Source organism: Streptomyces sp. NPDC039423, from assembly GCF_055598725.1.
In genome coordinates this window covers 20749-43344 of sequence record NZ_JBVKAH010000007.1, presented here as the reverse complement: position 1 = coordinate 43344, position 22596 = coordinate 20749, and the positions used below count along the sequence as shown (strand labels likewise).

20 protein-coding genes are annotated in these 22596 nt (G+C 74.4%); 6 read left to right on the top strand and 14 right to left on the bottom strand.

The annotated features are described in order from the left end of the window. Window positions 1-13: 13 nt before the first annotated feature. Both fxsBH and fxsA read right to left on the bottom strand, forming a co-directional pair. Entirely contained in the window at window positions 14-2233 is a 2220-nt protein-coding gene (gene fxsBH / locus ACZ7LK_RS22485; protein ID WP_471142915.1) for a radical SAM/SPASM protein FxsBH, inactivated beta-hydroxylase extension form, read from the bottom strand. Window positions 2234-2242: 9 nt separating this feature from the next. After that, a complete protein-coding gene (fxsA, locus tag ACZ7LK_RS22480; RefSeq protein ID WP_392275748.1) occupies window positions 2243-2407 on the bottom strand; it encodes an FxSxx-COOH cyclophane-containing RiPP peptide in 165 nt (54 codons plus the stop codon). 230 nt (window positions 2408-2637) lie between these two features. On the opposite strand from fxsA, the gene ACZ7LK_RS22475 reads away from it, so the two are divergent. Beyond that, the gene (locus tag ACZ7LK_RS22475; RefSeq protein ID WP_392275747.1) at window positions 2638-3540 is read left to right on the top strand and encodes a DUF4231 domain-containing protein; all 903 of its coding nucleotides are present in this window, start codon (window positions 2638-2640) and stop codon (window positions 3538-3540) included. A gap of 103 nt (window positions 3541-3643) precedes the next feature. On the opposite strand, the gene ACZ7LK_RS22470 is transcribed toward ACZ7LK_RS22475, so the two are convergent. From ACZ7LK_RS22470 to ACZ7LK_RS22460, 3 genes are all read right to left on the bottom strand, one after another. Further along, a complete protein-coding gene (locus ACZ7LK_RS22470) occupies window positions 3644-4147 on the bottom strand; it encodes a hypothetical protein (RefSeq protein WP_392275746.1) in 504 nt (167 codons plus the stop codon). Window positions 4148-4283: 136 nt separating this feature from the next. Next, window positions 4284-5186 carry a S1 family peptidase gene (locus ACZ7LK_RS22465; protein WP_392275745.1) on the bottom strand — a complete coding sequence of 301 codons (903 nt, stop codon included), beginning with the start codon at window positions 5184-5186 and terminating at the stop codon, window positions 4284-4286. Window positions 5187-5728: 542 nt separating this feature from the next. Beyond that, window positions 5729-7042, bottom strand: a complete 1314-nt coding sequence (locus ACZ7LK_RS22460) for a DUF5685 family protein (protein ID WP_471142911.1) — start codon at window positions 7040-7042, stop codon at window positions 5729-5731. Window positions 7043-7329: 287 nt separating this feature from the next. Between ACZ7LK_RS22460 and ACZ7LK_RS22455 the strand changes: the two genes are divergently transcribed. Further along, window positions 7330-7764, top strand: coding sequence for a cell division protein SepF (locus ACZ7LK_RS22455; protein ID WP_471142908.1), 435 nt, complete (start codon window positions 7330-7332; stop codon window positions 7762-7764). A gap of 13 nt (window positions 7765-7777) precedes the next feature. On the opposite strand, the gene ACZ7LK_RS22450 is transcribed toward ACZ7LK_RS22455, so the two are convergent. Both ACZ7LK_RS22450 and ACZ7LK_RS22445 read right to left on the bottom strand, forming a co-directional pair. Next, window positions 7778-8968, bottom strand: coding sequence for an acyl-CoA dehydrogenase family protein (locus tag ACZ7LK_RS22450; protein ID WP_392275742.1), 1191 nt, complete (start codon window positions 8966-8968; stop codon window positions 7778-7780). Window positions 8969-9141: 173 nt separating this feature from the next. Next, a complete protein-coding gene (locus ACZ7LK_RS22445) occupies window positions 9142-10830 on the bottom strand; it encodes an MFS transporter (protein WP_392275741.1) in 1689 nt (562 codons plus the stop codon). 463 nt (window positions 10831-11293) lie between these two features. Here ACZ7LK_RS22445 and ACZ7LK_RS22440 point away from each other — a divergent pair, with 463 nt between their 5' ends. Further along, entirely contained in the window at window positions 11294-12280 is a 987-nt protein-coding gene (locus ACZ7LK_RS22440) for a phosphatase PAP2 family protein (RefSeq protein WP_392275740.1), read from the top strand. Window positions 12281-12383: 103 nt separating this feature from the next. Here ACZ7LK_RS22440 and ACZ7LK_RS22435 read toward each other — a convergent pair whose 3' ends face one another. The 6 genes from ACZ7LK_RS22435 to ACZ7LK_RS22410 all read right to left on the bottom strand — a co-directional run bounded on the left by ACZ7LK_RS22435 (window position 12384) and on the right by ACZ7LK_RS22410 (window position 18003). Continuing rightward, window positions 12384-12599: an I78 family peptidase inhibitor gene (locus ACZ7LK_RS22435; protein WP_392275739.1), complete on the bottom strand. Its 216-nt coding sequence runs from the start codon at window positions 12597-12599 to the stop codon at window positions 12384-12386. Window positions 12600-12944: 345 nt separating this feature from the next. After that, the gene (locus tag ACZ7LK_RS22430) at window positions 12945-13910 is read right to left on the bottom strand and encodes a helix-turn-helix transcriptional regulator (RefSeq protein ID WP_471142906.1); all 966 of its coding nucleotides are present in this window, start codon (window positions 13908-13910) and stop codon (window positions 12945-12947) included. Window positions 13911-14007: 97 nt separating this feature from the next. Then, window positions 14008-14817 (bottom strand): hypothetical protein, encoded by an 810-nt coding sequence (locus tag ACZ7LK_RS22425; RefSeq protein WP_471142905.1) that lies wholly within the window; start codon window positions 14815-14817, stop codon window positions 14008-14010. Continuing rightward, window positions 14814-16097: a glycosyltransferase family 4 protein gene (locus ACZ7LK_RS22420; RefSeq protein WP_471142904.1), complete on the bottom strand. Its 1284-nt coding sequence runs from the start codon at window positions 16095-16097 to the stop codon at window positions 14814-14816. Before ACZ7LK_RS22420 ends, ACZ7LK_RS22425 begins: the two co-directional genes overlap by 4 nt. Window positions 16098-16208: 111 nt before the next feature. Next, the gene (locus tag ACZ7LK_RS22415; RefSeq protein WP_392275735.1) at window positions 16209-17522 is read right to left on the bottom strand and encodes an ABC transporter substrate-binding protein; all 1314 of its coding nucleotides are present in this window, start codon (window positions 17520-17522) and stop codon (window positions 16209-16211) included. Then, window positions 17497-18003, bottom strand: coding sequence for an MTB12 C-terminal domain-containing protein (locus ACZ7LK_RS22410; RefSeq protein WP_469463875.1), 507 nt, complete (start codon window positions 18001-18003; stop codon window positions 17497-17499). The genes ACZ7LK_RS22415 and ACZ7LK_RS22410 overlap by 26 nt, the downstream gene beginning before the upstream one ends. Window positions 18004-18132: 129 nt before the next feature. Between ACZ7LK_RS22410 and ACZ7LK_RS22405 the strand changes: the two genes are divergently transcribed. Genes ACZ7LK_RS22405 through ACZ7LK_RS22395 form a run of 3 tightly spaced genes read left to right on the top strand, consistent with a single transcriptional unit; the run spans window position 18133 to window position 21885 of the window. Further along, window positions 18133-18573 carry a hypothetical protein gene (locus ACZ7LK_RS22405; protein ID WP_392275733.1) on the top strand — a complete coding sequence of 147 codons (441 nt, stop codon included), beginning with the start codon at window positions 18133-18135 and terminating at the stop codon, window positions 18571-18573. A 7-nt stretch (window positions 18574-18580) separates the two neighbouring features. After that, a complete protein-coding gene (locus ACZ7LK_RS22400) occupies window positions 18581-21142 on the top strand; it encodes an ABC transporter permease subunit (protein ID WP_471142902.1) in 2562 nt (853 codons plus the stop codon). Then, a complete protein-coding gene (locus ACZ7LK_RS22395; RefSeq protein ID WP_392275731.1) occupies window positions 21139-21885 on the top strand; it encodes an ATP-binding cassette domain-containing protein in 747 nt (248 codons plus the stop codon). The genes ACZ7LK_RS22400 and ACZ7LK_RS22395 overlap by 4 nt, the downstream gene beginning before the upstream one ends. Here the strand turns inward: ACZ7LK_RS22395 and ACZ7LK_RS22390 are convergent. Next, on the bottom strand, window positions 21788-22432 hold the full coding sequence (locus ACZ7LK_RS22390) for a transglycosylase family protein (protein WP_392276051.1): 645 nt from the start codon (window positions 22430-22432) through the stop codon (window positions 21788-21790). The two genes, ACZ7LK_RS22395 and ACZ7LK_RS22390, sit on opposite strands and share 98 nt — an antisense overlap. Window positions 22433-22596 lie beyond the last annotated feature (164 nt).

Sequence of the window (22596 nt, the reverse complement as noted above, 5' to 3'; positions counted from 1 at the left end):
CGTTGCTTTTCGGTCATCCCTGCAACAGCATGCCGGACCGTTCCCTTGATCGGCACAGTTCCTTGCGCAGACCGGTGACCAGCAGTTTGCCGCTCACGGTGAGTTCCGCGGCGTTTTCCAGCAGGTCGAGGGCCCTTTCCGCATGATCGCCACCGGTTTCCCCGGAGGCCGGGAGGCCGGCCCGCTCGTAGGCCCCGGCGAGCAGTTCGGAGACCGGTACGGGCTCCTCCCGCCAGGGCGCCGGGTGCCGCCAGGCGCCGTCCAGGGCGTAGAGGTCCGTGACGTCGAGCAGCGCCCGCAGCTTGGCCCGCCGGAAGCCGCGCAGCAGGGCCCGCGCCAGCTCGGGGCCGTCCGCCGCGAGCGGCAGGCCCAGGGCCCCGTAGCCGTGCCGGCCCACGGACGGGCCGGTTCCGGTGACGGGCGTCAGGACGGTCAGGCTCGCGGCGGCCTCCCCGGCCTGTTCCGGTACGGCGTCCCGCAGCAGCGCCCAGGCGTCGTCCAGCCGCCCGGCCCACCCGGCCGCGTCGCCGGGCGCGAGCCGGCCGGCGACGGGGGCGTCGAAGACGTCACGGTAGGGGTCGAGGTCGTCGAGCGCCGCGCCGTGCGGGCCCCGCCGCACCGGCCACCAGCCGGCCGCCTCCTCCCCCGGTCGCTCGACGCGCAGTTCGCCGCCCCCGGCCGCCCGGACCACGAGCCCCCCGCCGGCCGCCCGCACCTCGGTGGCACCGGCCGCCAGGGGGCCGAGCGTCCCGAGGGTGGGCAGGTGCAGCGGGCCGCCCGGGTGGGCGATCCGGACCGGGACGTCGACCCGCCCCCGTACGGCGGCGGCGGCCACGTACCGCGCCAGTTCCCCCGCCCGGTCCGCCGCGCCGGGGCGTTCCTCGCGGAGGGCGTCCAGGCAGGCGAGGAGCCAGCCGCGCGTGTAGGGGTGGGCGAGCACCTCGTCGAGCCCGTCGGAGCACCGCTCGACGGCGCCGGCCCGCTCCCAGGCCTCGGCCCACGGCTCGCCGCCGCGCCCGTCGAGCTCGCTGTGCAGTTCGGCGAGCAGGACGCGGGTCAGGTCGTGCTGTTCGGCGACGAGCGCGCCCGGGTCGGCCACGGCGGGCGCCGCGGTGGTGGCGGCGGTGCGGTCCTCGATGCCGCGGACCAGCGCTTCGAGGTCGGCGCAGTAGACGGACGGGTTGTCGAAGCCGTTGTCCGCCCGGTAGCGGTGGGTGTAGAGGCCGCCGCCGCAGGAGCGGACGACGGGGCAGCGGCGGCAGGTCGCGCCGACGCCGGCGAGGCCGAGCTGGCGGACGCGCACGCCGGGGTGGGCGGCGACCTCGTCGAGGGTGTTGCGGAACACGTCGAACCCGGTGGCCGCGGCGCCCTCGTAGGCGCTCTTCAGGCTGTCGACCTGCTCCAGGGTGCCGTCGGTCTCGACGACCACGAGGTCGGTGGGGGCCAGGCCCAGGGATTCGGTGAGGCTCGGGCCCCCGCCGAGGGTCGACAGAATCGAGGCGAAGAGGCGTACGGGCACGGGCCTGCCCCGGTCGTTCCACCGGTCGAAGACGGCGAGGATCCACTCGGCGTACGCGGTGGGCGAGCCGTCCGGGCGGGGCGGCGGCTGCTCCCAGGTGGCGTGCGGGAGCAGGAAGTCGATGCGCGGCGGCGCGAGGGCGGTGAGCGCGTCGTACACGGCGACGGGATCGTTGGCCACGTCGATGGTGCAGAGCAGACCGAGGTCGAGGTGGCGGTAGCGGTCCTGGTGCAGCAGGTCGACGGCCCTGAGGACGAGGGGGTGGCTGCTGCGGCCGTCGGCGAAGCGGCGGTGGCGGTCGTTGGCCGCCTTGTCACCGTCGAGGGAGATGCCCACCTTCACGCCGTACTCGTCGAAGAGGTCGAGGTAGCGGGGGCTGAGCTGGAGGCCGTTGGTGTGGATCCGGAGGTCCAGGTCGGTGACCGGGGCGAGGGCGGCGGTCAGTTCCTCACAGACGCGCCTCAGACGCGCGGGCCCTGCCAGCAGAGGCTCCCCTCCGTGCAGGATCACTGACACGGAGGGCAGGGCATGTTTCTTGGCATGCTCGGCCAGTCGCAGAGCTGTCCAGGAAATGGCCTGGTCAGAGATTGCCTTGGGGCGGGTACGCCAGCTCTGATCAGCGTGTTCGTAGATATAGCAGTGGTCACACGCAAGATCACACCTGCTGTGGACCTTCAGGACGATCTCGCGGAATGGGACCAGGGGTCCAGTCATTCCGCCAGTTTAGAGCGCCGAGTTGAACGTCGGGACGCGCTCGGTACGGTCGCTCACGGACGGCAGGACCCGGCCGAGCTTCTTGGCGGCTGCCGCTCCGCGTACGTCGATCTCGGCGAGCGGCACACGATTCTTCTTCGCGACAGCGAAGGTTACTGCGGTGGGAAAGCTCACGACGGCCGTCCTAGGGGAGTGGGTCGGTTGGGGATAACCGCACCGTTGCAGTGTCGGCGGCACGACTTTACTCTCATGCCCACCTACAGCAAATCAGCGCAAGGGGTTGAAACAAAAGCGTTGCGCCAGTATTCACCGATCGGCCCGGAACAAGCCATTCCACCGAAAGAGTGAAGACAAAACCGCAGACGGGGGTGCGCATGACCGGGTTTCAGGGCCCACTGCACAGCATGGTCTTCCGAAACGCAGATCTGCCGGCACTGTTCCACCGGGCGGACGAGACAGCCATCGCCCGGCAGCGCGAAGCGGTGCAGGACACCCGCGCGCAGCTCTGGCTGCTGGTCCTGGGCGCCTGTCTGGCGGCGGTGCCCGGCGGCTGGCGCGTCGGGGGTACGTTCCAACTGGCGGCGGCGCTCAGCGCGTTGGCGTACGCGGGCGTACTCCTGGCGACATTACGGGCCTCACGGCGCCGCGCGTCGTCGCAATGGCAACTGAACCGATCCGCCGCCGAGTTCATCAAGTCGATGTGCTGGCGGTACGCCGTCCACGGCGCGCCCTTCGACGCCGATTTCCCCGATCCTGACGGGGAGTTCCTGTCCCGGCTGGAGGCCGGGCTCGGTGAACTGCGGAAGGTGGGCTGGGCCGACCCGCGGGCCTCGGCACCGGCCGACGACCGGACGGAGCTCATCACCCCGGCCATGCGGATGCTGCGCGACAAGCCCTTCCGCGTACGCAAGGAAACGTACGTGAGGGACCGTCTGATCGAGCAGCGGAACTGGTACCACAGGAAGACGGTGATGTCGCGGCGCGCCACCACGCTGTGGTCGGCGACCATCTCGGTGCTCACGGTCCTGGCCCTGTTCCTGGGGGTGCTGCGGACCTTCTCGGTGGGCGATTCGGCGGTGCCGGCGGGACTCCTGTCGGCCGCGGCGGCCGCGTGCGTCGCCTGGAGCGAGATCCGCCGCCACCAGCCGCTGATAGCGGCACACTCCCTGGTGGAGGAGGACCTGGCGGCGATGCACACGGCGATGGAGACGGTGATCGGCGAGGACCGGTGGGCGGCCGCGGTCTACGAGACCGAGCGCGTCGTCTCGCCGCAGCACACCGACTGGCTGGTCCAGCACCGCCGCTGACGCCCGGGCCGGGCGACGCGCCACCGGGTCCGGCGCGCCGCCTGATGGGCCCCGGGCGGTGGGCCGCCCGGTCCGGCGGGGCGGTGGGCGGGCGTCCGGCCGGTCAGGCGCGTTGGACGCCCGTGCGCCAGACGACGGTGACCGGCTTCCCGCGGGCGCGGGCGTAGCGGACGATGTCGCCGGTGCCGCCGAGGCCGCGGGCGGGGCGGCCGTCCCAGACGGCGATCAGCCGGTCGCACTGGTCGGCGATGTAGGTGCCGGCCGCGTAGTACGCCTCGTCGGTGGAGCGCGCGAAGTCCATCCTGACCTCGCGCGTGGCGCGCTTGCGGAGGCAGTGGTAGCGGGCGAGCTCGTCCGGGTCGGTGAAACCGTCCTCGTAGTCACCGCTGGGGATGACGACGGTCAGCTCGGCGCCGCAGTCGAGGGCGATGCCGGCGAAGATCTGGTCCGCCCCGGCCGCCAGGCTGGACAGCGCCTCCAGCGGGCCGCCGGGGCCACGGGCGGCGCGGCGGGCGGCGGCGTCGACCTCGGCGCGGACGACGGCACGCACATGGGCGTCGAGCTCCTCGGGGATGTCCCTGTGACCGGTCACTCCGATGCGCTTCATCCGCCCCCGCTTCCCGAAGTCGGCCTCTGGCCGAGCGCCGTCACATCCTCTCAAATGCGGGCGCTTCCGGGCAGTGCGCCGGGCCCCCGGCCGGGACGTCCGGCCGGGGGCCCGGGTGGTGCCGGGTGGAGGACGGTCAGTAGACGCTGACGCCGTAGGCGCTCAGGGCCTCGGTGACCGGCTGGAAGAAGGTCGTCCCGCCGGAGGAGCAGTTGCCGCTGCCGCCGGAGGTGAGACCGATGGCGCGGCTGCCGGAGTAGAGCGGGCCACCGCTGTCGCCGGGCTCGGCGCACACGTTCGTGCGGATCATGCCGTAGACGATGTCGCCGCCGCCGTAGTTGACCGTGGCGTTCAGGCCGGTGACGGACCCGCTGTGGGTGCCGGTCGTGGAGCCGCGTCGGGTCACCGACATGCCGACGGTGGCGTTGGCGGCGCTGGTGATGTCGACGCTGCCGACGGTGCCGGACTTGGTGACGGTGCTATTGGTGTAGCGGACGATCCCGTAGTCGTTGGTGGGGAAGCTGGACCCGGAGGTCGAGCCGAGGACCGTGGTGCGACCGGAGTTGGAGTACCAGGTGCCCGCACCGTCGGTGCAGTGACCGGCGGTCAGGAAGTAGTAGGCGCCCGCGCCGTCGCGGACGTTGAAGCCGAGCGAGCAGCGCCAGCTGCTGGCGTAGATGGCGTCGCCGCCGGAGATCAGCTTGGTGAACCTGCCGGGCGTGCGCTCGATCTTCAGGGCACCGGCGTTGGCCCCGGCCTGGCGCTTGATCCTGGCGATCTCGGCCGGTGACACGGTCGAGTCGACGGTGACGACCAGTTTGTCGGTGGCCTGGTCGACGTGCCATGCGGTGCCCGGTACGTCGGCCGCCAGGACGGCCGAGCCGGCGGCGGACAGCTCGGCGGCGCTGAAGGACTGCGCGGATTCGGCGTTCGCGGCGGGGACCGCGAGGGTGGCGGCGGCGGCGAGACCGGTGGCGACGGCGAGCAGACGGGGGCGTCTGGCTATGCCGCTGCGGGGGGTGGTGCGCTTGATCCTCACTTGTCGTTCCTCCAGAGGGGAATCGGGGGCCCGCCGTGGGGGGTCGGGCCCGTGAGGCGCAGTCAGACTCCGTCTCGGGCTCGGTCACCTCCGGGACGCCATGGCGTGCGCCTTCGGTTCACTCACCCTTTCCGGTGGTGTCCGGGTTCCGGACACGCCGTGCTCCTGACAAGCGCTGCTTGGGGGAGTATTCGCATGGTCAACCACCGGCACAAGGGTGTGTTTCGGCCGTGCCGTACCGGGGGCGTGGCGAGGCGGACGGCGGGGCCCGCCCGCCCCCGGACGCCGGGCGGGCGGGCGCGTGCACCGGGCGGGCGGGCGTGTGCACCGGCGGACGAACGGCAGCTCGGCGCGGGGCCGAGGCCGCGACCCGGCCCGCCGCCGCCTCGCCGGACGGCGGCCGCCGCTCCCCCGCCGCCGTCGGCGCGCGCGGCGGCGGGGGCCGCCGTCCCCGTCCTGGCAGACGTCCGGGGCGTCCGGAATTCGCCCCTCCGGGTGATGCCTGAGCCTGGAGGGGTGCACCCGGCGTCCCTTACGGACCGTCAGCAGCCGTCACAGGGGCAGCAGCAGTCGCAGCCGCCGGGGTTGCAGTCGCAGTCGCGGCAGCAGCCCTCGCGCTTCTTGCGGGACCAGGGCCCCTCGTACTCCTTGGCGCAGCACATCTGGCAGGTGCAGAAGAGCCAGGTGAAGGCGGCGCAGCCGGCCAGGAGGCCGCGGGGCTTGGGGCGCGACGGCCCGCCGTCCCCGGGCCCGCCGAAGGGCGGCATCCCGCCGCCGTAACCGCCGCCGTGACCGCCGTGGCCGCCGTGACCGCCGCCGGGGCCTCCGGGTCCCCCGTGGCCGTGCGGGCCGCCGGGCTGCGCGCCGTAGGGGTTCTGACCGCCGTACGGGTTCTGGCCCCCGTAGGGGCCCTGGCCGCCGTACGGGTTCTGGCCGCCGTACGGCCCCGGGGCGCCGCCCTGGTGCGGGGCGTTACCGCCGTACCCCTGGTGCGAGCAGCTCGTCGTGCCGAACGCCCGGTCCACGGACTGCCGCAGCTCGTGCGCGAGCAGGACGTGCAGCAGCTTGTCGTCCACGAAGTCCGCGTCGCGCAGCGCGAGCCGGATGCCGTGCAGCGCGTCGTCCGCGAGCCGCCGCGCCTCGGCGAGCGGCGTCCCGGTCGCGGTGAGCGGGTTCCAGGCGCCCGAGGCCGCGTCGGCCTCCCGGTCCTCCACGGCGTCCAGCAGGTGCGCCAGGCGCCCGAAGAGCCGGCCCGCCTCGGCCAGGGGGGCCACGTTCTGCGGCTTGCCGGCCAGGACCGCGGTGTGCGCGAAGGCCGCCGCGGTGGCCGTCTCGGTCGGCTCGGTGACCGTCAGCAGGGATGTTCCGGGACCGGCCAGCGACTCGATGCCGGTCTGCCGGTCCACCGCGTCGACCAGGACGGCCGTGTCGAAGCCCAGCTCGCGGCCGGCCCGGGCCCCCGCCCTGTCCCAGCCGAGCGCGACCCGGCGGGCGGCGGCCGCCATCGGACGGCGCGCCAGCAGCCCGTCCCGGTCGGCGACATGGTCCCGTACCTTGGCCGAGGCCAGCACCAGGGAGACGGCGGCGGCGAGCCGCGCCCCCTCGCCCCGCGCGACGGGTGCCGTGCGCATGGCGCGCAGCGGGCACGGCCCGGCGGTGCGCCGCGCGTCGGCGGAGCGCTGCGTCTGAGCCTCCGTCAGGACGGAGACGATGAGGCCGTCGTAGTTGGTGGCGACCCGCGCGAACTGCCCGTGGTCGGCCCGAAGTGCCAGGCAGAGCCCGCAGAGATGGGCCATCCACTCGGTCTTCAGCCCGTCGCTGAGCCGGTGGGTGCACGGTCTGACGATCCCGAACATGGTGTTCCCCCGTGAGGTGTGCGAAGTGCGGCGGGCATCGTACCGAGCCCGGTTCGTTCACCCGTACGTCCGCACGCTCACCCGTACGGCCCGAACGTCGTATTTACGTTCCGCCGCCCCTTTCTCAGGGGCCGTACACCCGGGGAACCTTGACGAATCGCCACATCTTCTGCACCAGTAGCGTCACGAATCGCTCGCGCGGTGACTGTCCACTTGGCGCGCGATCCGCATGATGGACGACCATAGGGATAGCGGAACCACAAGTGACCGCGCGAAAGGAGGCGTCCATGGGATCGGTGCGCAAGGCGAGTGCATGGCTCGGCCTCGTCGAGGACAACGACGAGCGCTACTACGACGACGAGTACGCCGAGGGTGACCGCAGCAGCGACTCCTGGGTGACCGACCCGCGGGTGCGGGTCGCCTCCGAGACCGCCCAGGAGGAGGGCCGCCGCATCGCCACGGTGTCCCCGGACGGCTTCCGGGACGCCCGCAGCATCGGCGAGCTCTTCCGGGACGGCGTCCCGGTCATCATGAACCTCACCTCCATGGAGCCCGCCGACGCCAAGCGCGTGGTCGACTTCGCGGCCGGCCTGACCTTCGGTCTGCGCGGGTCGATCGAGCGCGTGGCGACCCGGGTCTTCCTGCTGACGCCCGCGGACACGCAGATCGTCAACGGAGAGCCCGGGACGCACGCCCAGGACGGTTTTTTCAACCAGAGCTGACGGGCAGGGCCGCTTACCGGAACGCGTCGAGACCGGTGAGCGCCTTGCCCAGCACGAGCTGGTGCATTTCCACGGTGCCCTCGTAGGTGAGCACCGATTCCAGGTTGGTGGCGTGCCGCATGACGGGGTATTCGAGCGAGATCCCGTTGGCGCCGAGGATCGTCCGCGAGGTGCGGCAGATCTCGATGGCCTCGCGCACGTTGTTGAGCTTGCCGAAGCTGACCTGCTCGGGGCGGAGCCTGCCGGCGTCGAGCCGCCGCCCGAGGTGGTGGGCGAGCAGGATGCCCTTGTGCAGCTCCAGCGCCATGTCGGCGAGCTTGGCCTGGGTGAGCTGGAAGCCGCCGATGGGCCTGCCGAACTGCTCGCGCGTCCTCGCGTACGCCAGGGCCGCCTCGAACGAGGAGCGCGCGGCGCCCATGGCGCCCCAGACGATTCCGTAGCGGGCGTGGCTCAGGCAGCTGAGCGGCCCCTTGAGACCGGTGACCCCGGGCAGCACCGCGTCGGCGGGCAGCCGTACGTCGTCCAGGACGAGTTCGCTGGTGACGCTGGCGCGCAGCGACCACTTGTGCTTGATCTCGGGGGCCGAGAAGCCGGGGGCGTCCGTCGGTACGGCGAAGCCGCGGACGCCCTCGTCGGTCTGCGCCCAGACGACGGCGACCCCGGCCACCGAGCCGTTGGTGATCCACATCTTGCGGCCGTTGAGGATCCAGTCGGTGCCGTCCTTCTTGGCGTGCGTGCGCATCGCGGCCGGGTCGGAGCCGATGTCCGGCTCGGTGAGGCCGAAGCAGCCGATGGTCTCCCCCGCCGCCATGGACGGCAGCCAGTGCCGCTTCTGCTCTTCGGAGCCGAACCGGTGGATCGCGTACATGGCGAGCGAGCCCTGGACGGAGACCAGGGAGCGGATGCCGGAGTCGGCGGCCTCCAGTTCGAGGCAGGCCAGTCCGTACTGGACGGCGCTCGCGCCCGCGCAACCGTAGCCCTCCAGCGACATGCCGAGCGCGCCGATCGAGCCGAGCTCCCGGGCCAGCTCGCGGATGACGGGCAGCTCACCCTTCTCGTACCACTCGGCGATGTGCGGCAGGACGCGGTCGGCGGCCCAGGTGCGGACGGTGTCGCGGACGGCGAGGTCGTCGGGTCCGAGCAGGTCGTCCAGGCCGAGGGGGTCCCCGGCGTCGAACGGCGGGAGCTTCGCGGGTGCGGACATGGCGGGACCTCCGGGCGGCACGGGGCGACGAGGCTAAAACTAGCGATGTTAGTTACGCTGCGCCGCCGACGTTACGACGCCGGATGCCACGCGTCCAGAGCCGGTGGCGGGCGCCACACCGGCAGTGTGCCCTAGGGGGTATCTCCCCGATCAGGCCGGGATCGCGACACCCCCTATGCGCCCGGCCCGCTCGCGCGTCCCGACCTGACGGGCTCCGCCGGCTCGCGGCGCGCGGGAACGCGGGCCATCGGGGCGGGGTCCGCGAGGGTCCCGCCGTCCGCCTCCGGCCAGGGGTCGCCGGCGCCCAGCCGGACGTCGGGGTCCGCCTGGCACTCCATCACGCGCGGCAGCCGCACCGCCATCAGCGCGCCGAGCAGCAGCAGCCCGGCGCTGACCACCAGCGTGACGTGCAGCCCGTGCACGAACGCGTGCCGTGCGGCCGTGCGCAGCGCGTCGCCCGCCGGGCCGCCGAGCCGGGCGGCGACCTGGTAGGCCTCGCCCAGCGAGTTGGCGGCGGCGGAGCCGGCCGGGGCGGGGACGCCCGGAACGTGCGCCAGGCCGGGCGCGTAGGCGGCGTTCATGACGCTGCCGAGCAGGGCGATGCCCATGCCGGCGCCGAGCTGGTAGGAGGTCTCGCCGATCGCGGCGGCCCCGCCCGCGCTGTGCGCCGGGGCCTCGCTGAGCATCGACTCGTACGCCCCGAACAGAGTGGTCTGGAGGCCGAAGCCGAGCAGGACGAAGCCCGCGGTGAGCAGCAGCGGGCGGTCGTGCTGGCCCATCAGCACGAGCAGCAGGACGGCCCCGGCGGTGAGGACGAAGCCCCAGCCGACCATCCGGCGCGGGCCGATCCGGCGCAGGGTGGACGAGCCGGTGGCGCCGGCGGCCATGGCGGCGAAGGTGAGCGGCAGCAGCCGCAGCCCGGTCTCCAGCGGGGTGAGCTCCAGGACGAGCTGGAGGTACTGGACGGCGATCAGCTCCAGGCCGACCAGCGCGAGCATGGCGAGGACGATGCAGCCGACGGAGGTGGTGAAGGCGGCGCGGGCGAACATCCGCATGTCGATGAGCGGGTGCGCGCGGCGCTTCTGCCGCCGGACGAAGAGGACCAGCAGGGTGGCGCCGACCAGCAGGGGCACGGCCGTCCCGGGGGTCGCCAGACCGCCGCCGGCGCCCGCCCGCTTGACGCCGAGGACCACGCCGAGCACTCCGGCCGCCGCCATGAGCGCGCCCAGCACGTCCCAGGGGCCCTGGCCCCGGCCCCGGGACTCCGGCAGCAGCCAGCGGCCCAGCGGCAGGATGAGCGCCATGAGCGGGATGTTTATGAGGAAGACCGAGCCCCACCAGAAGTGCTCGACCAGGAAGCCGCCGAGGACCGGGCCGGTCGCGGCGCCGACGGCCGCGACGGCGGTCCATATGCCGATCGCGGTGGCGCGTTCGCGCCGGTCGGGGAAGACCGCGCGGAGGATGGAGAGGGTGGCGGGCATGATCATCGCCCCGCCGACGCCGAGCAGCGCGCGGGCGGCGATGAGTACGGCCGGGGTGTCGGCGCAGGCCGCGACCGCGGAGGCGACGCCGAACAGCCCGTACCCCGCCAGCAGGACCCGCCGCCGCCCGACCCGGTCGCCGAGCGTGCCGAACAGGATCAGCAGCGAGGCGCACACCAGGGGGTAGGCGTCGACGATCCACAGCAGCGCGGTGGCGCTGGGGCGGAGGTCCTCGGTGACGGCGGGGACGGCGACGTGGAGGACGGTGGCGTCGAGCGCGACCAGCAGCAGGCTGACGCAGAGGACGACGAGGACGACCCAGCGGTTGGCACCGCCACCGGTGGCACGCAGCCGCGCTCCGGCCGTGGTCGTCACGGACATGTACGTACCTCCCACAGACCACAGATGATTCCCTCGCGCTCGGTGGGCACCGGCCGGAGGGGGGACGTCCTCCCGGGGGCCCGGCATCGACGGGCGAGTGAGCCGCCAGCGTACGCGAGTCCTGCCGGGTGACGCGTGGTCCACCTCTCACCGGGGCAGACGCGGCCGTGTGGCGTACGCCACTCCGGCGGGCCCGCCAGGGGCGGCGCCGGCCGCGTACCAGAGGTGGGGACCCGGCGGCGGGGAGGAGTGAATTCGGTCCCCGGCCACCCCCGGCCAATTCCCGTGGCACACAAAGCCGCTTCCGTGCGGAGGCCCTGTGGCAATAGGGCCTCCACGGCCCCCGAGGTTTATGGATAAGCAAGGGATAAACGTCCGGCTGAGACGTACTCCACATCACATCGTCATCACGAAGAGAGCGGATGGGCGTGGGCCGACACTCACTCCCTGTAACGTCGATTGGGTGCGTACCGACATCTTTGCCCGTCTGGACCGGGAGCCGGAACCGCCGAAGATTGAGATCCCGCGGATGAGCCGCACCCGTCTCGCCCTCTTCGGCGGGACGTCGGCGTTCTACCTCGCCATCGTGGTGGCCGTGCTCGTCTCGTCGTGGCTGGTGACCCTCGACTGGAAGGTCATGCTCTTCCGGCCGTATCAGCAGTGGCCGGAGCTGCACGCGACGCTGGACTACTTCGTGGTGCTGGGCCAGCGCGGCCCGACGGCCGTCATGGTGGCGGCCTGGCTCGGCTGGCGTTCCTGGCGGCAGCACACGCTCCGCCCGCTGCTGGCGCTGGGCGCCGCGCTGCTGGCGCTGAACGTCACCGTGGGCGCGGTCAAACTCGGTCTGGGCCGGCTCGGCCCCCACTACGCGACCAGGATCGGCTCCCCGGAGCTGTTCGCCGGCGGCGATATATTCCCTTCCGGGCACACCGCCAACGCGGTGGTGACCTGGGGCATCCTGGCGTACCTCGCCACCACGCCCCGGGCCAGGCGCTATCTGTCGGCCCTGTCCGCCGTGGTCGCCCTGGGCGTCGGCCTGACCACCGTCTACCTCGGTACGCACTGGCTGAGCGACGTCCTGCTCGGCTGGGCCGCCGGTCTGCTGATCCTGCTCGGACTGCCCTGGTGCGAGCCGCTGATCGCCCGCGCCGAGGCGCTCGTCCTCGGGGCGCGCGACCAGCTCCTGGCCGGCCGCCGGCGGGTGCCGTCGCTGCCCGTCGCGGCGGGCGGGCCCCGGCCGGCGATGTACCAGCAGAAGCGGCCGGCCGGCGCGGAGGACGAACCGGCGCGCGAGCCGGTCGCCGCGGCGGGCGCCGTCGGCCGCCCGGCGCCGGTCAGGACCACGCTCACCCAGCCCCGTCCCCACACGGTGGTGCGTTCGGAGCGGACGCCGGTCACCCCGGCGGGCAGCCGCAGACCGCCGCGCTCCCGGCCGGTGACGGGCGGCTGAGGACGACCCGACGGACCCGACGACGTACGACGAGGGCCCCGGCCGTGACGGCCGGGGCCCTCGTCGTACGTCGTGTGCGCGGGGGGCGGACGGGGGACCGGGGTCAGCCGACCCAGCAGCGCGTCACGGTGTCGCCGTCGACCTCGAAGTTGATCCGGCCCGCCACGTACTCCAGGGTGATGATCGAGCCGGGAGGCAGGGACCGCACCGTGGTCCAGCCGCGTGAGCGGGCGAGCCGTTCGGCGTCGCGCCCGCCGAGGCCGACGTAGGACTCGGGGGTGTCGTCGGGCTGTCGGGGAGAGCTCGGAATCGGTGCCATGCCCTTCACCGTAGGGGGCGGCGGACAGTGACGGAAGCCGGGCCGGGCAGATCGACCCACCATCCTCACGTACCTCGGCGGTCACGCTTGTGTCACAGGATCACGACATGTGTTCTGTAAGGACGCCTTCCCCCCGAGGGACTCACAGGCCGCCGCGGAGGGGGTTGTCACCGGAATTCCGCGGGTCTCCCCCGGACTTCCCGCACCTTCGTACGAGCGAATTCCCCGGCTGCGGAAAAACGCTTCGGCATATCGTCACGAGAATTGTGGCGGCACACGCCTTTCACGGGTTCCCCGCACCATTCCCACATCGCGCCGACACCGCGCCGGAACACCTTGTTCCGGTTAGGCGGAGCGGTCCAGCGCCCGTGCGAGACGGTCCCGGACGTCCCTGATGCGGTCGTTCAGCTCCACCGGCTCGACCACCTCGAACTCCAGTCCCATGAGCACGATGTGGATCACCAGGACGTCCAGCGCGGCGGCGCCGGTGCGCAGCAGGCAGGTCGACTCGCCCTCCGCCTCCAGGACGCCGTCCATCGGTCCCACCACCCGGGCGGCCTCCTCGGCCGGGACGTGGAGGCGGACCATGGCCCGTGCCGCGTACACCCGGCTGGCCACGCCCTCGGAGACGTAGGCCGCCAGGTCCTCCGCGGGCGGCGTCCGGGGCGCGAAGCGCGGTCCGTGGGGCGGCTTCGGGAGGATCCGGTCCGCCCGGAACGTCCGCCAGTCCGAGCGGTCCACGTCCCAGGCGACCAGGTACCAGCGGCGCTCGGTGCACACCAGCCGGTGCGGCTCGACCGTGCGGCGGGTGGCCGAGCCCCCGTGGTCGCGGTACTCGAAGCGCAGCCGCTCGCCGTCCCGGCAGGCCGTCGCGAGCTCGGTGAGCACCGAGGGGTCCACCGGGGACTCGGCCGCCCGCAGCATGGGCACCGTGAAGGTGGTCAGCGCGCTGATCCGGCGCCGCAGCCGGTCGGGCAGCACCTGCTCCAGCTTGGCCAGCGCGCCCACCGACGTCTCGCCCACGCCCTCGATGCCGCTGCCCGCCGCCGTGCGCAGCCCGACGGCGACCGCGACGGCCTCGTCGTCGTCCAGGAGCAGCGGGGGCAGCGCGGCCCCCGCGCCGAGCTGGTAGCCGCCGCCGGTGCCGGGGCTGGCGTTGACGGGGTAGCCGAGCTCCCGCAGCCGGTCGACGTCACGCCGCACCGTGCGCGGCGTGACGCCCAGGCGCTGCGCGAGGTCGGCGCCGGACCAATCGCGGTGGGCCTGGAGCAGGGACAGCAGGCGCAGCAGTCGTGCCGAGGTCTCCAACATGGTCGGGAGTCTGCCAGCCGTCGCGGACAGCCACGGTCCTCGATCGGGCTTTCGAAGGATCGCTCGACCGTGCCACGGCCCGGCCTCGGGCCGTGCGCTACGGAGTGATCCGTACGCAGAGGTCGTTGTCCGTGGTGTAGCAGGGCGCGGCCGTGTAGCCCTCGCCCTGGTGCACCGGGTAGACGAAGACGTTCTTCCGGTCCCAGACGTCGTCCAGGAGGCGGGAGATCCGCACCGGCTCCGCGTCCGCCGCGGGCCGCAGCCACAGCTCCCACAGCCGCTCCGCCGTGACCGGCCGCTCGACCAGCGTGTCGTACGCCAGGGTGAAGGCGAACGCGCCGCCCTCCTCCGCCTCGGCCGGCACCCGGTGGACCGTGCCGCCCAGCCGGGCCTCGACCACCGCCCCGGCACCGGCACGGGCCCCGTACAGGGTCCCCTCGACGGTGCACACGCCCTCGCCGAGGACGACGTCCCCGGCCTCGGCGTGCGGCGCCCGCACCCAGCTCCGCACGGCCAGCCGGCCGTCCGCCGTGGGGTACGGCAGGCGCACGGACACCCCGCCCTCCCCGTCGGGCACCCGGTCCACCAGCGCCCGCAGGTCCCGGACGCCCGGCTCGACCGGCCGCCCGTCGAGGTACACGTCCCAGCGGCCCTCGGCGAGCTCCATGGTGCTGGGCAGCACCGCCCGCACATGGCCGCCGCCCGGGCCCTCGCCCGCCGGGGTGAGCGGCAGCCGGGCCTCATCCGACGGACCGGAACCGCCGCGCCGGCGCAGCACCAGCACCGGCTCGGCCGCCTCGACGACCGCTATGTCGAACGTGATGCCGCCCGCGGAGTCCGCGACGCAGTCGGCACGCGGCGCGGCGCCCGGGACGGGGGCCGGGGCCGGGTTGGTGGCGTCGCTCATGCGGACTTCCCCTTCCGGATCACATCGGCGGCCTTGTACCGCGCGGAGTAGGCCGCGTCCAGGACCGCCCCGCGGGTGCGGTGCAGCGCGTCCCGGAGCGTGCCGCGCGAGCGGCCGTTGGTGCCGCCGGCGACGAGTTCGGCGAAGAGCGCCTCGTGGCGTTCGGCGATCCGGGCCGGGTCGAAGCGCTCCGAGGCGGCGAGGGCGGCCTGCCCGGAGCGGCGCCGGAGGTCGTCGTCCTGGATGAGGGCGAGCAGCGCGTCGGCGATCGCGTCCACGTCGCCGACCGGTACGAGCCGCCCGTCGACGCCGTCCTCGATGATCTCCCCCGGGCCGTGCGGGCAGTCGGTGGAGACCACCGGCAGGCCGCAGCGCATCGCCTCGACGATGGTCATGCCGAAGGATTCGAGGCGGGAGGTGACGGCGGCGATGGAGCCCTTGACCCACTCGGGCTCCAGCGGGTTGGCCGTGCCCATCAGGAAGACGTGGTTGTGCAGTCCCCGCGACGCGATGAGGGAGCGCAGCGCGTCGCGTTCGTTGCCGGTGGCGTCACCGGAGCCGTAGATGCGCAGCCGCCAGTCGGGGCGGGCGGCGACCACCTTGGCGAAGGCCTCGACGAGCAGGTCGTACCGCTTCACCCGGGTCAGCCGGCCGGCCGCGACGACCCACTTGGCGGACGTGTCGGCGGGCTCGACGGCGGGCGCCGGCACGCTGTTGGGCACGGACTCGACGCGTACGCCGGGGAGCTTGAGCCGGGTGCGGTACGCGCGGGCGTCGGCCTCGGTGACGGTGGTGACGGCGTCGAGCAGGGCGTAGCGGTGACCGATCTCGCGGCGCAGCCGGTAGCCGTGGCTGTCCAGGGTCAGGTGCTCCTGCCCGACACGGACGGGGCCGCGGCGGGCCTGGCGGGCGATGTGGACGTTGAGCCCGGGGCGGGTGCCGACCACCACATCGGCCTGAAGGCCCTTCAGATGGGCGGCGATCCGGTCGTCGGTGAGGCGGCTGTACTGCTTCCAGCGCCCGTCCCCGCGGGGGAAGACCTTGGCGGGCTTCGTGTAGTCGGGGTGCGCGCCGTCGTAGGTGGGGCTGTTCTTGCGCAGGTCGACCAGGTGCTTCATGGTCACGCCGGCGGGGGCGCCGAGCGTGGGCTCCTCGCGGTGGCGGAAGACGGACACGATCTCGACGTCGTGCCGCTCGGCCAGGATCCGGGCGAGGTTGAACGTCGTACGGATCGTGCCGCCGATGCCGTACGCGTTGTGCAGCAGGAAAGAGATATGCATCGCGTCGCCGCGTCCCCCTGGTCCGGACGGGCCCGGGGTCCGGTCCGGTCCGATGGTCTCTGGATTGGTCGTCAAAGGTGGACTGTACTTGGCTTTCCCCGGCCGGGGCGGTCAGGGCCGGTAAGGGAGCTGGGGCACGGTGGCGCAGTTGCGGTACATGTCGCCGCCCTGGGTCACCCAGCCGCGCCCGTCCTGCCAACGGGCGACCGACAGGCAGGTGTGACGGGTCGTCGGCGGCTCGGGGAGCCGCTCGAAGCGGACGGGCAGGAGCAGTCCCCGGGCGGTGTACGGCTCCGCCCGGTTCACGAACCGCTCGACGCACGCGCGCGTGAGCCCCGCCGGCGCGCAGGACGTCGCGGCGTCGGTGAACCACATGGCGGCGGCCCAGCCCTCCAGCGCCCACTGGGAGAGGGGCCTGCCCTTCATGGCGTCGCGGAACTCCCGTACGGCGGGGTCGGCCCTCTCGTCGTGGTTGCGGCTGGCGCCGGTCACCCACAGGGCGTTGCGGCAGCGGGGAGCGTCCTTGAAGTCCCGTGGAACGGCCTGGTTCCAGTTCTGGACGTTGGTGACCTTGGCGGTGACGGTGGCGCCGACGGCGTCCATGGCCGCGCACAACTGGGCGTTGCCGTGGGTGTCGAGGGCGTCGAAGACGAGGTCGACGTCCTGTTCGCGGAGGTCGGCGGCGACGGCCCGGTAGTTGGGGAGGGCGAAGTCGACCTGTTCGGTGACGACCCGGTAGCCCTCCTTCCGCAGGCCGTCGGTGACCAGCCGGGCGTACGCGGCGGACGCGGCCTGGTTGTAGGACACGACGGCCGCGGTGCGGGCGCCGAGCTCGTGCCGGAACCAGCGGTAGACCTCGGTGCCGCCGGTCAGCACGCCGTTCCAGCCGGGCTCGTCGCCGGTGCGCGGCGCGGAGCTGCCGTAGATGCCGTACAGGTGGGGGTAGGTGTCGTAGGCGGGGCCGAGCGGCTGGCCGCCGATGTCGGGGACGCCGGCCCGGGACACGCGCGCGGCGCCCGCGTAGTCGAGGGCGGTGGTGGCGACCAGGGCGAAGACGTGCTTCCGGTCGACGAGTTCGTGCACGCACTGGTTGTTGCCGATGCCGCTGCCGCCGTCGTCGCAGGTGATGGCCTCGACGCGGCGCCCGCCGATGCCGCCGCGGGCGTTGAGGGCGGCGAAGTACGCCAGCGCCCCGTCGCGCGGGCCGGTGAGGGCGCCGCCGCCGACGGGGCTGGTGGCCCCGGTGATGAGGCCGATCCTGATCGGTTCGCCGGCGCCGGTGGTGGGCGCGGGCGGGCGTGCGGTGAAGTCGCTCTCGGGGAGGCGGCTGCCGCAGGCGGCGCTCAGCAGTGCGGTGACCAGGAGGGTGACCAGCAGGAGCGCCGCCGTCGGCGGGCGGTCAGCAACCCGGCACGGCTGTCGCATCGGGGCTGAGCTTCACCAGCGCGCACAGCGTCTTCGCCGACACCTTCCAGGTGTCCTGCTGGTGCACGGAGGAGCCCTTGGAGTCGGGCAGGGCCGGGGTGCCGCCGACCAGCAGGTCGTAGGTGACCTCGGCCTGGGTGGCGGAGGTGAAGGTGATCCCCTTGACCTTCGCCGACGTCTGCGCGGCCTGCGGGTTGCCGGCGAACGCCTCCAGCACGGGCCGCATGCGGTCGCCGTTCTCCAGCAGCTTCGTCTTCTGCTCGACCGGTGTCGCGGGGTCGAAGAAGGCGACCCAGTTCTTCTGGATCTCCTGGCGGGCCGCGGCCGGGTCGGCCGGCTGGTCCTGTCCCTGGGTCGCGGTCGCGGTGGGGGTGGCGGACTGCTGGGTCCCCCCGCCGTTGTCGTCGTCGCCGCAGCCCGCGACGACCGGGAGCAGCACCAGAGCCGCCGTGGCGGCCAGTGCCGCCGTCCGGGTACGCATGCCGCCGTGCCTCGTGTGGCTCGTGTGGACCATCTGGCTCACCGCCGGGTTCCGGGGTCTGTGCCTTCTTGGGCCTTCTTGGGCATAGTGCAAGGAATCGCCATACATCGCCAGCCGGAGGATCGCGGTATGCCGTCGTCGCGGGTGCTGTGGTGGGGCGGGGCCGTGGCCGCCGCCACCGGCGCGGTGCTGTGCGTGCTGGGCTGGTACGGCGTGTCCGGCGAGCGCTTCGTGGAGCGGCAGCTCCCGTATGTGGCGTCCTGCACGGTGCCGGGGGCGGCGCTGCTGGTCGCGGGGGCGGTCCTGCTGGCGGGGGCGCCGCTGTGGCGGGCGCCCGGGGAACGGGCGCCGGCGAGGGGCCCCGCGGGTCCGGACGACCCGGGAGCGGGGGCCTCGGGGGCGGACGCTGCGGGCGCGGACCGGCCGTCCTCCGGTGCCCCGCCGGTCCGGGTGCCGGGCGGGACGCTGGCGCACCGCCCGGACTGCCCGCTGGTGGCGGGCAAGCCGGACGCGGTGCCGGCCGGGGACGCGGCGCTGGACCCCTGCCCGGTGTGCGAGCCCGGAAGCTGACGGCCCGGTGGCCTCGCTGACGTACGAACTCGTCCTGGCCGGGCTGGCGGTCGGCAGCGCGGCCGCCCTGACCGGTATCGGACTGGTCGTCACCTACCGGGCGACGGGCGTGCTCAACCTCGCGCACGGCGCGGTCGCCATGGTCTGCGCGTATGTGCTGCGGCAACTGGTGGTGGAGTGGGCCTGGCCGCTGCCGCTCGCCGCGTGCGTGACGCTGCTGGTGGTGGCGCCCGGCATCGGGCTGGTGCTGGACCGGGCGGTGTTCCGCCCGGCGGCGGTGCTGGACCTGGACCCCGCGCGGACCCTGGTGGCGTCGATCGGCGTGTTCGTGCTGCTCGTCGGGGGCGCCGCGCTGGTGTGGGGCGAGGGCGCGCGGGCGGACGCGCCGGTGCTGCTGGGCGACGACCCGTGGGCGCAGCTCGCCGTGGTGCTGCTGGTGGCCGGTGCGGTGGGGGCGGTGACCCGGTGGACGCGGCTGGGGCGCGAGCTGCGGGCGGTGGTGGACGACCGGGAGCTCGCGGTGCTGAGCGGCATCGACGCGGACCGGGTGTCGGCGGCCGGGTGGGCGTTCGGGTCCTGCACGGCGGGGCTGACGGGCGTGCTGCTGGCACCGTACGTCCGGCTCGACCCGTACGGGCTGCCGCTGCTGGTCGTGGAGGTGATCGCGGTCGCGGTGGCCGCCCGGATGCGGAGCCTGCCGGTGGCGGTGGTGACGGCGCTGGCCATCGGGGTCGCCCAGGCCCAGCTCACCCGCCTCCACCCGGTGGGCTGGGCCGGCCCGCTGGTCCAGGCGGTCGCCACGAACCTGTTCGTGGTCGCCCTGCTGGTCGCCGCGCTGGTGCTGCCGGGAGTGGGCGCGCGGGACGCCCTGCCGCGCACGTCGACGACGGGGGCCCGGGTACCGGCCGGGCTGTGGGCGGCGGCGGGGGTGCTGTTCCTGCTGCCGCTGGGCCTCGCCGGGGCCGACCTCCAGACGGCGGTCCAGGTGCCCGCGCTGGCGGTCGTCCTGCTGTCCCTCGTCGTGGTCACCGGCCGGGGCGGGCAGATCTCGCTGGGCCAGGCCGCGTACGCGGGCCTGGGCGCCCTGTTCACCGCGCTGCTCGCGGCCGGCCGCTTCCCGGGCCTGCCCCCACTCCCGGAACCCACCGCGCTCCTGGTGGCCGTCGTGCTGGTCGCCCCGCTGGGCCTGCTCACCGGGTGGCCGGCGATCCGCCGCCACGGCCTGGCGCTGGCGCTGGCGACGCTGGCGGTCGGGGTGGGTGTCAGCCGGTTCGTGTTCGCCCAGCCGTACGCCACGGCGGGCCTGTCGCTGTCACGGCCGGCCGGCCTGGCGTCGGACCGCGCGTACTACGCCGTGGAACTGGGCGTCCTGGTGGCCGCGCTGCTGCTGGCCGCGGCCCTGCGCCGGGGCCGCACGGGCAGGGCGCTGGCCGCCCTGCGCGACCACGAGGCGGGGGCGGAGGCGTCCGGCGTGCCGGTGGCCGCCCTGAAGGTCGTCGCGTTCGTCGCGGGCGCTGCCCTGGCGGCGCTGGGCGGCGGGCTGCTCGGCATGGGCGTCCAGGCCTTCGACCCGGCCGCCTTCGACCCGGTGCGGGGCCTGCTGTGGTTCGCCGCGGTCCTGGTCCTGGGCGCCGACAGCCTCCTGACGCCCCTGGCGGCCGCGGCGCTCCTGGTCGGGCTCGACGCGGGCGCCCGGGGCGGCGCCGCGGCGGCCGTGATCGGCCTGCTGGCCGCCTTCACCGCCCGCGTACCCCCTCTCGCCTCCCTGCTCCCCTCCCCCGCCCGCGCCGCCGCTCGCGCGCACGGCCGCACGGCACCGCCCCACCCCGCGCCGTCCCCCGCCCGCTCCCCCGTCCCCGCCGGCACCGCCCCGAGCGCCCACCCGCCCCGCACCGCCCGCACCGCCGGCCGGGCCCGCACCGCACCGCCCGTCCTGGAGGCGCACCACCTCACCCTCCGCTACGCCGGGGCCACCGCCCTGGACCGGGTCGACCTCCGGGTGGCGCCCGGCAGGGTGACCGCTCTCGTGGGGCCCAACGGGGCCGGGAAGAGCAGCCTGTTCCACTGCCTGGCCGGTACGGCCCGTCCCGCCTCCGGGCGCGTCACCCTGGAGGGGACCGACATCACCGCGCGACCCGCGCACGCCCGTACCCGGCTCGGGATCGCCCGCACGTTCCAGGAGCTGGCCGTGTTCCCGTCCCTGACCGTCGAGGAGAACGTACGGATCGGCGCCGAGCGGGGCCGCGTGCGGGACGATCCGTACGCCGTCGAGGGCGCCCTGCGCCTCCTCGGCCTGACCGGCGTCCGCCACCTGCCCGCCGCCGGGCTGTCGACGGGCGCGCTGCGCCGGGTGGAGGTCGCCCGCGCCCTCGCCGGACGGCCGCACACGCTGCTGCTGGACGAGCCCGCCGCCGGGCTGGACGCGGACGAGACCGCCGCGCTCGCCCGGGTGCTCAAGGCCCTCGCGGCGGACGGGACGGCCGTGCTGGTCGTCGAGCACGACCTGGACCTGGTCGCGGACGTCGCGCACACCGTGCACGTCATGGAGGCGGGGCGGATCGTGTCATGAGCGTCGAGATCGCGCTGCGCGCCGCCCGGGTGCGCTACGGCCCCCTGGAGGCACTGCACGGGATCGACCTGCCGGTCCCGTCCGGCACCGTGACCGTGCTCCTGGGCCGCAACGGCGCGGGCCGGACGAGCGTGCTGCGCGCCCTCGCCGGCACGGTGCCGCTGAGCGCCGGGCGGGTGCTGTGGCGGGACGCGGACGTGACCCGGCTGCGCGCCCACCGGCGGGCGCACCGCGGCCTGTGCTTCGTGCCGGACCGGCGTGCCCTGTACCCCACGCTCACGGTGGCCGAGAACCTCGGGCTCGGCGCTCCGGACGGCGGCTTCGGGGCCGCCCTCGACGCGTACCCCGAGCTCGGCCCGCTCCTGCCGCGGCCCGCCGGCACGCTGTCCGGCGGTGAGCGGCGGATGCTGGCGCTGTCCCGCGCCCTGCTGACGCCCGCGCGCGTCGTCCTCGTCGACGAGCCGGCCCTCGGCATGTCGCCCGCCGTCGCGGCCCGGACCTACCGGTTGCTGGCCGGCCTGTGCGGCCGGCGGGGCGCGGCGGTGGTGGTGGCCGAGCAGCGCCCGCCGGCGGGGCTGCCGGCCGGGACGCTGGCGCACGAACTGCGGCGCGGCACGCTGTCCTTCAGCGGCGAGCTGACCGAGTTCACTTCCCGCGCGGCGGCACGGGACGCGGAACGGGCGGAACGCCAGCCGGAGGGACGGCCACCGCCGGAGGGACGGCCGCCCTCGGGGCGGGCCTGAGGCCCGGCAGGCCGAGCATCATCCCCGGCCGGATGCGGTTCGGGTCGGCGCCCACGATCTTGGTGTTGGCCTTGTACAGCGCGTTCCAGCCGCCCGGGACCTTGAACCGCCGGGCGACGGAGGTCAGGGTGTCGCCCGGCTGGACGGTGTGGGCGCGGCCGGCCAGCCCGTACTTCTTGGAGCAGGTCGGCCAGGCGCCCCAGCCCTGCCAGCGCAGGACCTCCTCGGCGACGGTGATCTGCTGCCGCCGGGTGGCCAGGTCGGCACGGCGGGCGTGGGCGCGGCCGCCGTAGGTCTCCCAGGTGGACTGCTTGAACTGGAGTCCGCCGTAGTAGCCGTTGCCGGTGTTGAGGTGCCAGCGGCCGCCGCTCTCGCACTCCGCCACGCAGCCCCACGGCCACTGGTCGGCGGCGCAGCCGGCGGTGGGCACGGGCCGGGCCCTCGGGCCGGGGGCGGGCGGGGGCGGGTGGGCACCCGGTGCGGCGGGCGCCACGGCCGCGGCCGCGCCTGTCGTACCCCACACGAGCAGCAGTACGCCGGGCAGCATGGCCGGCCACGAGCGGATCTTCGGCATCGGGCCACGCTAGGCAGGGTGCCGGCGTGCGGGGCCGCCGCCGCGCGGGCCGCCGGGGAAGACCCACCCGGTCGGCCGACGCGCCGAGGAGCGGACCGACCCGTGACCCCGGAAGCAGATCAACCGTTGAACCCTTC

What these genes read in the sequence shown, in the direction of transcription:
- ACZ7LK_RS22470 (WP_392275746.1), bottom strand. Translation starts at nt 4,147, where the DNA reads ATGAAGCGCATCGGAGTGACCGGTCACAGGGACATCCCCGAGGAGCTC.
- ACZ7LK_RS22425 (WP_471142905.1), bottom strand. Translation starts at nt 14,817, where the DNA reads ATGAGCGACGCCACCAACCCGGCCCCGGCCCCCGTCCCGGGCGCCGCG.
- ACZ7LK_RS22435 (WP_392275739.1), bottom strand. Translation starts at nt 12,599, where the DNA reads ATGGCACCGATTCCGAGCTCTCCCCGACAGCCCGACGACACCCCCGAG.
- ACZ7LK_RS22455 (WP_471142908.1), top strand. Translation starts at nt 7,330, where the DNA reads ATGGGATCGGTGCGCAAGGCGAGTGCATGGCTCGGCCTCGTCGAGGAC.
- ACZ7LK_RS22460 (WP_471142911.1), bottom strand. Translation starts at nt 7,042, where the DNA reads ATGTTCGGGATCGTCAGACCGTGCACCCACCGGCTCAGCGACGGGCTG.
- ACZ7LK_RS22475 (WP_392275747.1), top strand. Translation starts at nt 2,638, where the DNA reads ATGGTCTTCCGAAACGCAGATCTGCCGGCACTGTTCCACCGGGCGGAC.
- ACZ7LK_RS22405 (WP_392275733.1), top strand. Translation starts at nt 18,133, where the DNA reads ATGCCGTCGTCGCGGGTGCTGTGGTGGGGCGGGGCCGTGGCCGCCGCC.
- ACZ7LK_RS22395 (WP_392275731.1), top strand. Translation starts at nt 21,139, where the DNA reads ATGAGCGTCGAGATCGCGCTGCGCGCCGCCCGGGTGCGCTACGGCCCC.
- ACZ7LK_RS22430 (WP_471142906.1), bottom strand. Translation starts at nt 13,910, where the DNA reads ATGTTGGAGACCTCGGCACGACTGCTGCGCCTGCTGTCCCTGCTCCAG.
- ACZ7LK_RS22415 (WP_392275735.1), bottom strand. Translation starts at nt 17,522, where the DNA reads ATGCGACAGCCGTGCCGGGTTGCTGACCGCCCGCCGACGGCGGCGCTC.
- ACZ7LK_RS22445 (WP_392275741.1), bottom strand. Translation starts at nt 10,830, where the DNA reads ATGTCCGTGACGACCACGGCCGGAGCGCGGCTGCGTGCCACCGGTGGC.
- ACZ7LK_RS22390 (WP_392276051.1), bottom strand. Translation starts at nt 22,432, where the DNA reads ATGCTGCCCGGCGTACTGCTGCTCGTGTGGGGTACGACAGGCGCGGCC.
- ACZ7LK_RS22450 (WP_392275742.1), bottom strand. Translation starts at nt 8,968, where the DNA reads ATGTCCGCACCCGCGAAGCTCCCGCCGTTCGACGCCGGGGACCCCCTC.
- ACZ7LK_RS22420 (WP_471142904.1), bottom strand. Translation starts at nt 16,097, where the DNA reads ATGCATATCTCTTTCCTGCTGCACAACGCGTACGGCATCGGCGGCACG.
- fxsBH (WP_471142915.1), bottom strand. Translation starts at nt 2,233, where the DNA reads ATGACTGGACCCCTGGTCCCATTCCGCGAGATCGTCCTGAAGGTCCAC.
- ACZ7LK_RS22410 (WP_469463875.1), bottom strand. Translation starts at nt 18,003, where the DNA reads ATGCGTACCCGGACGGCGGCACTGGCCGCCACGGCGGCTCTGGTGCTG.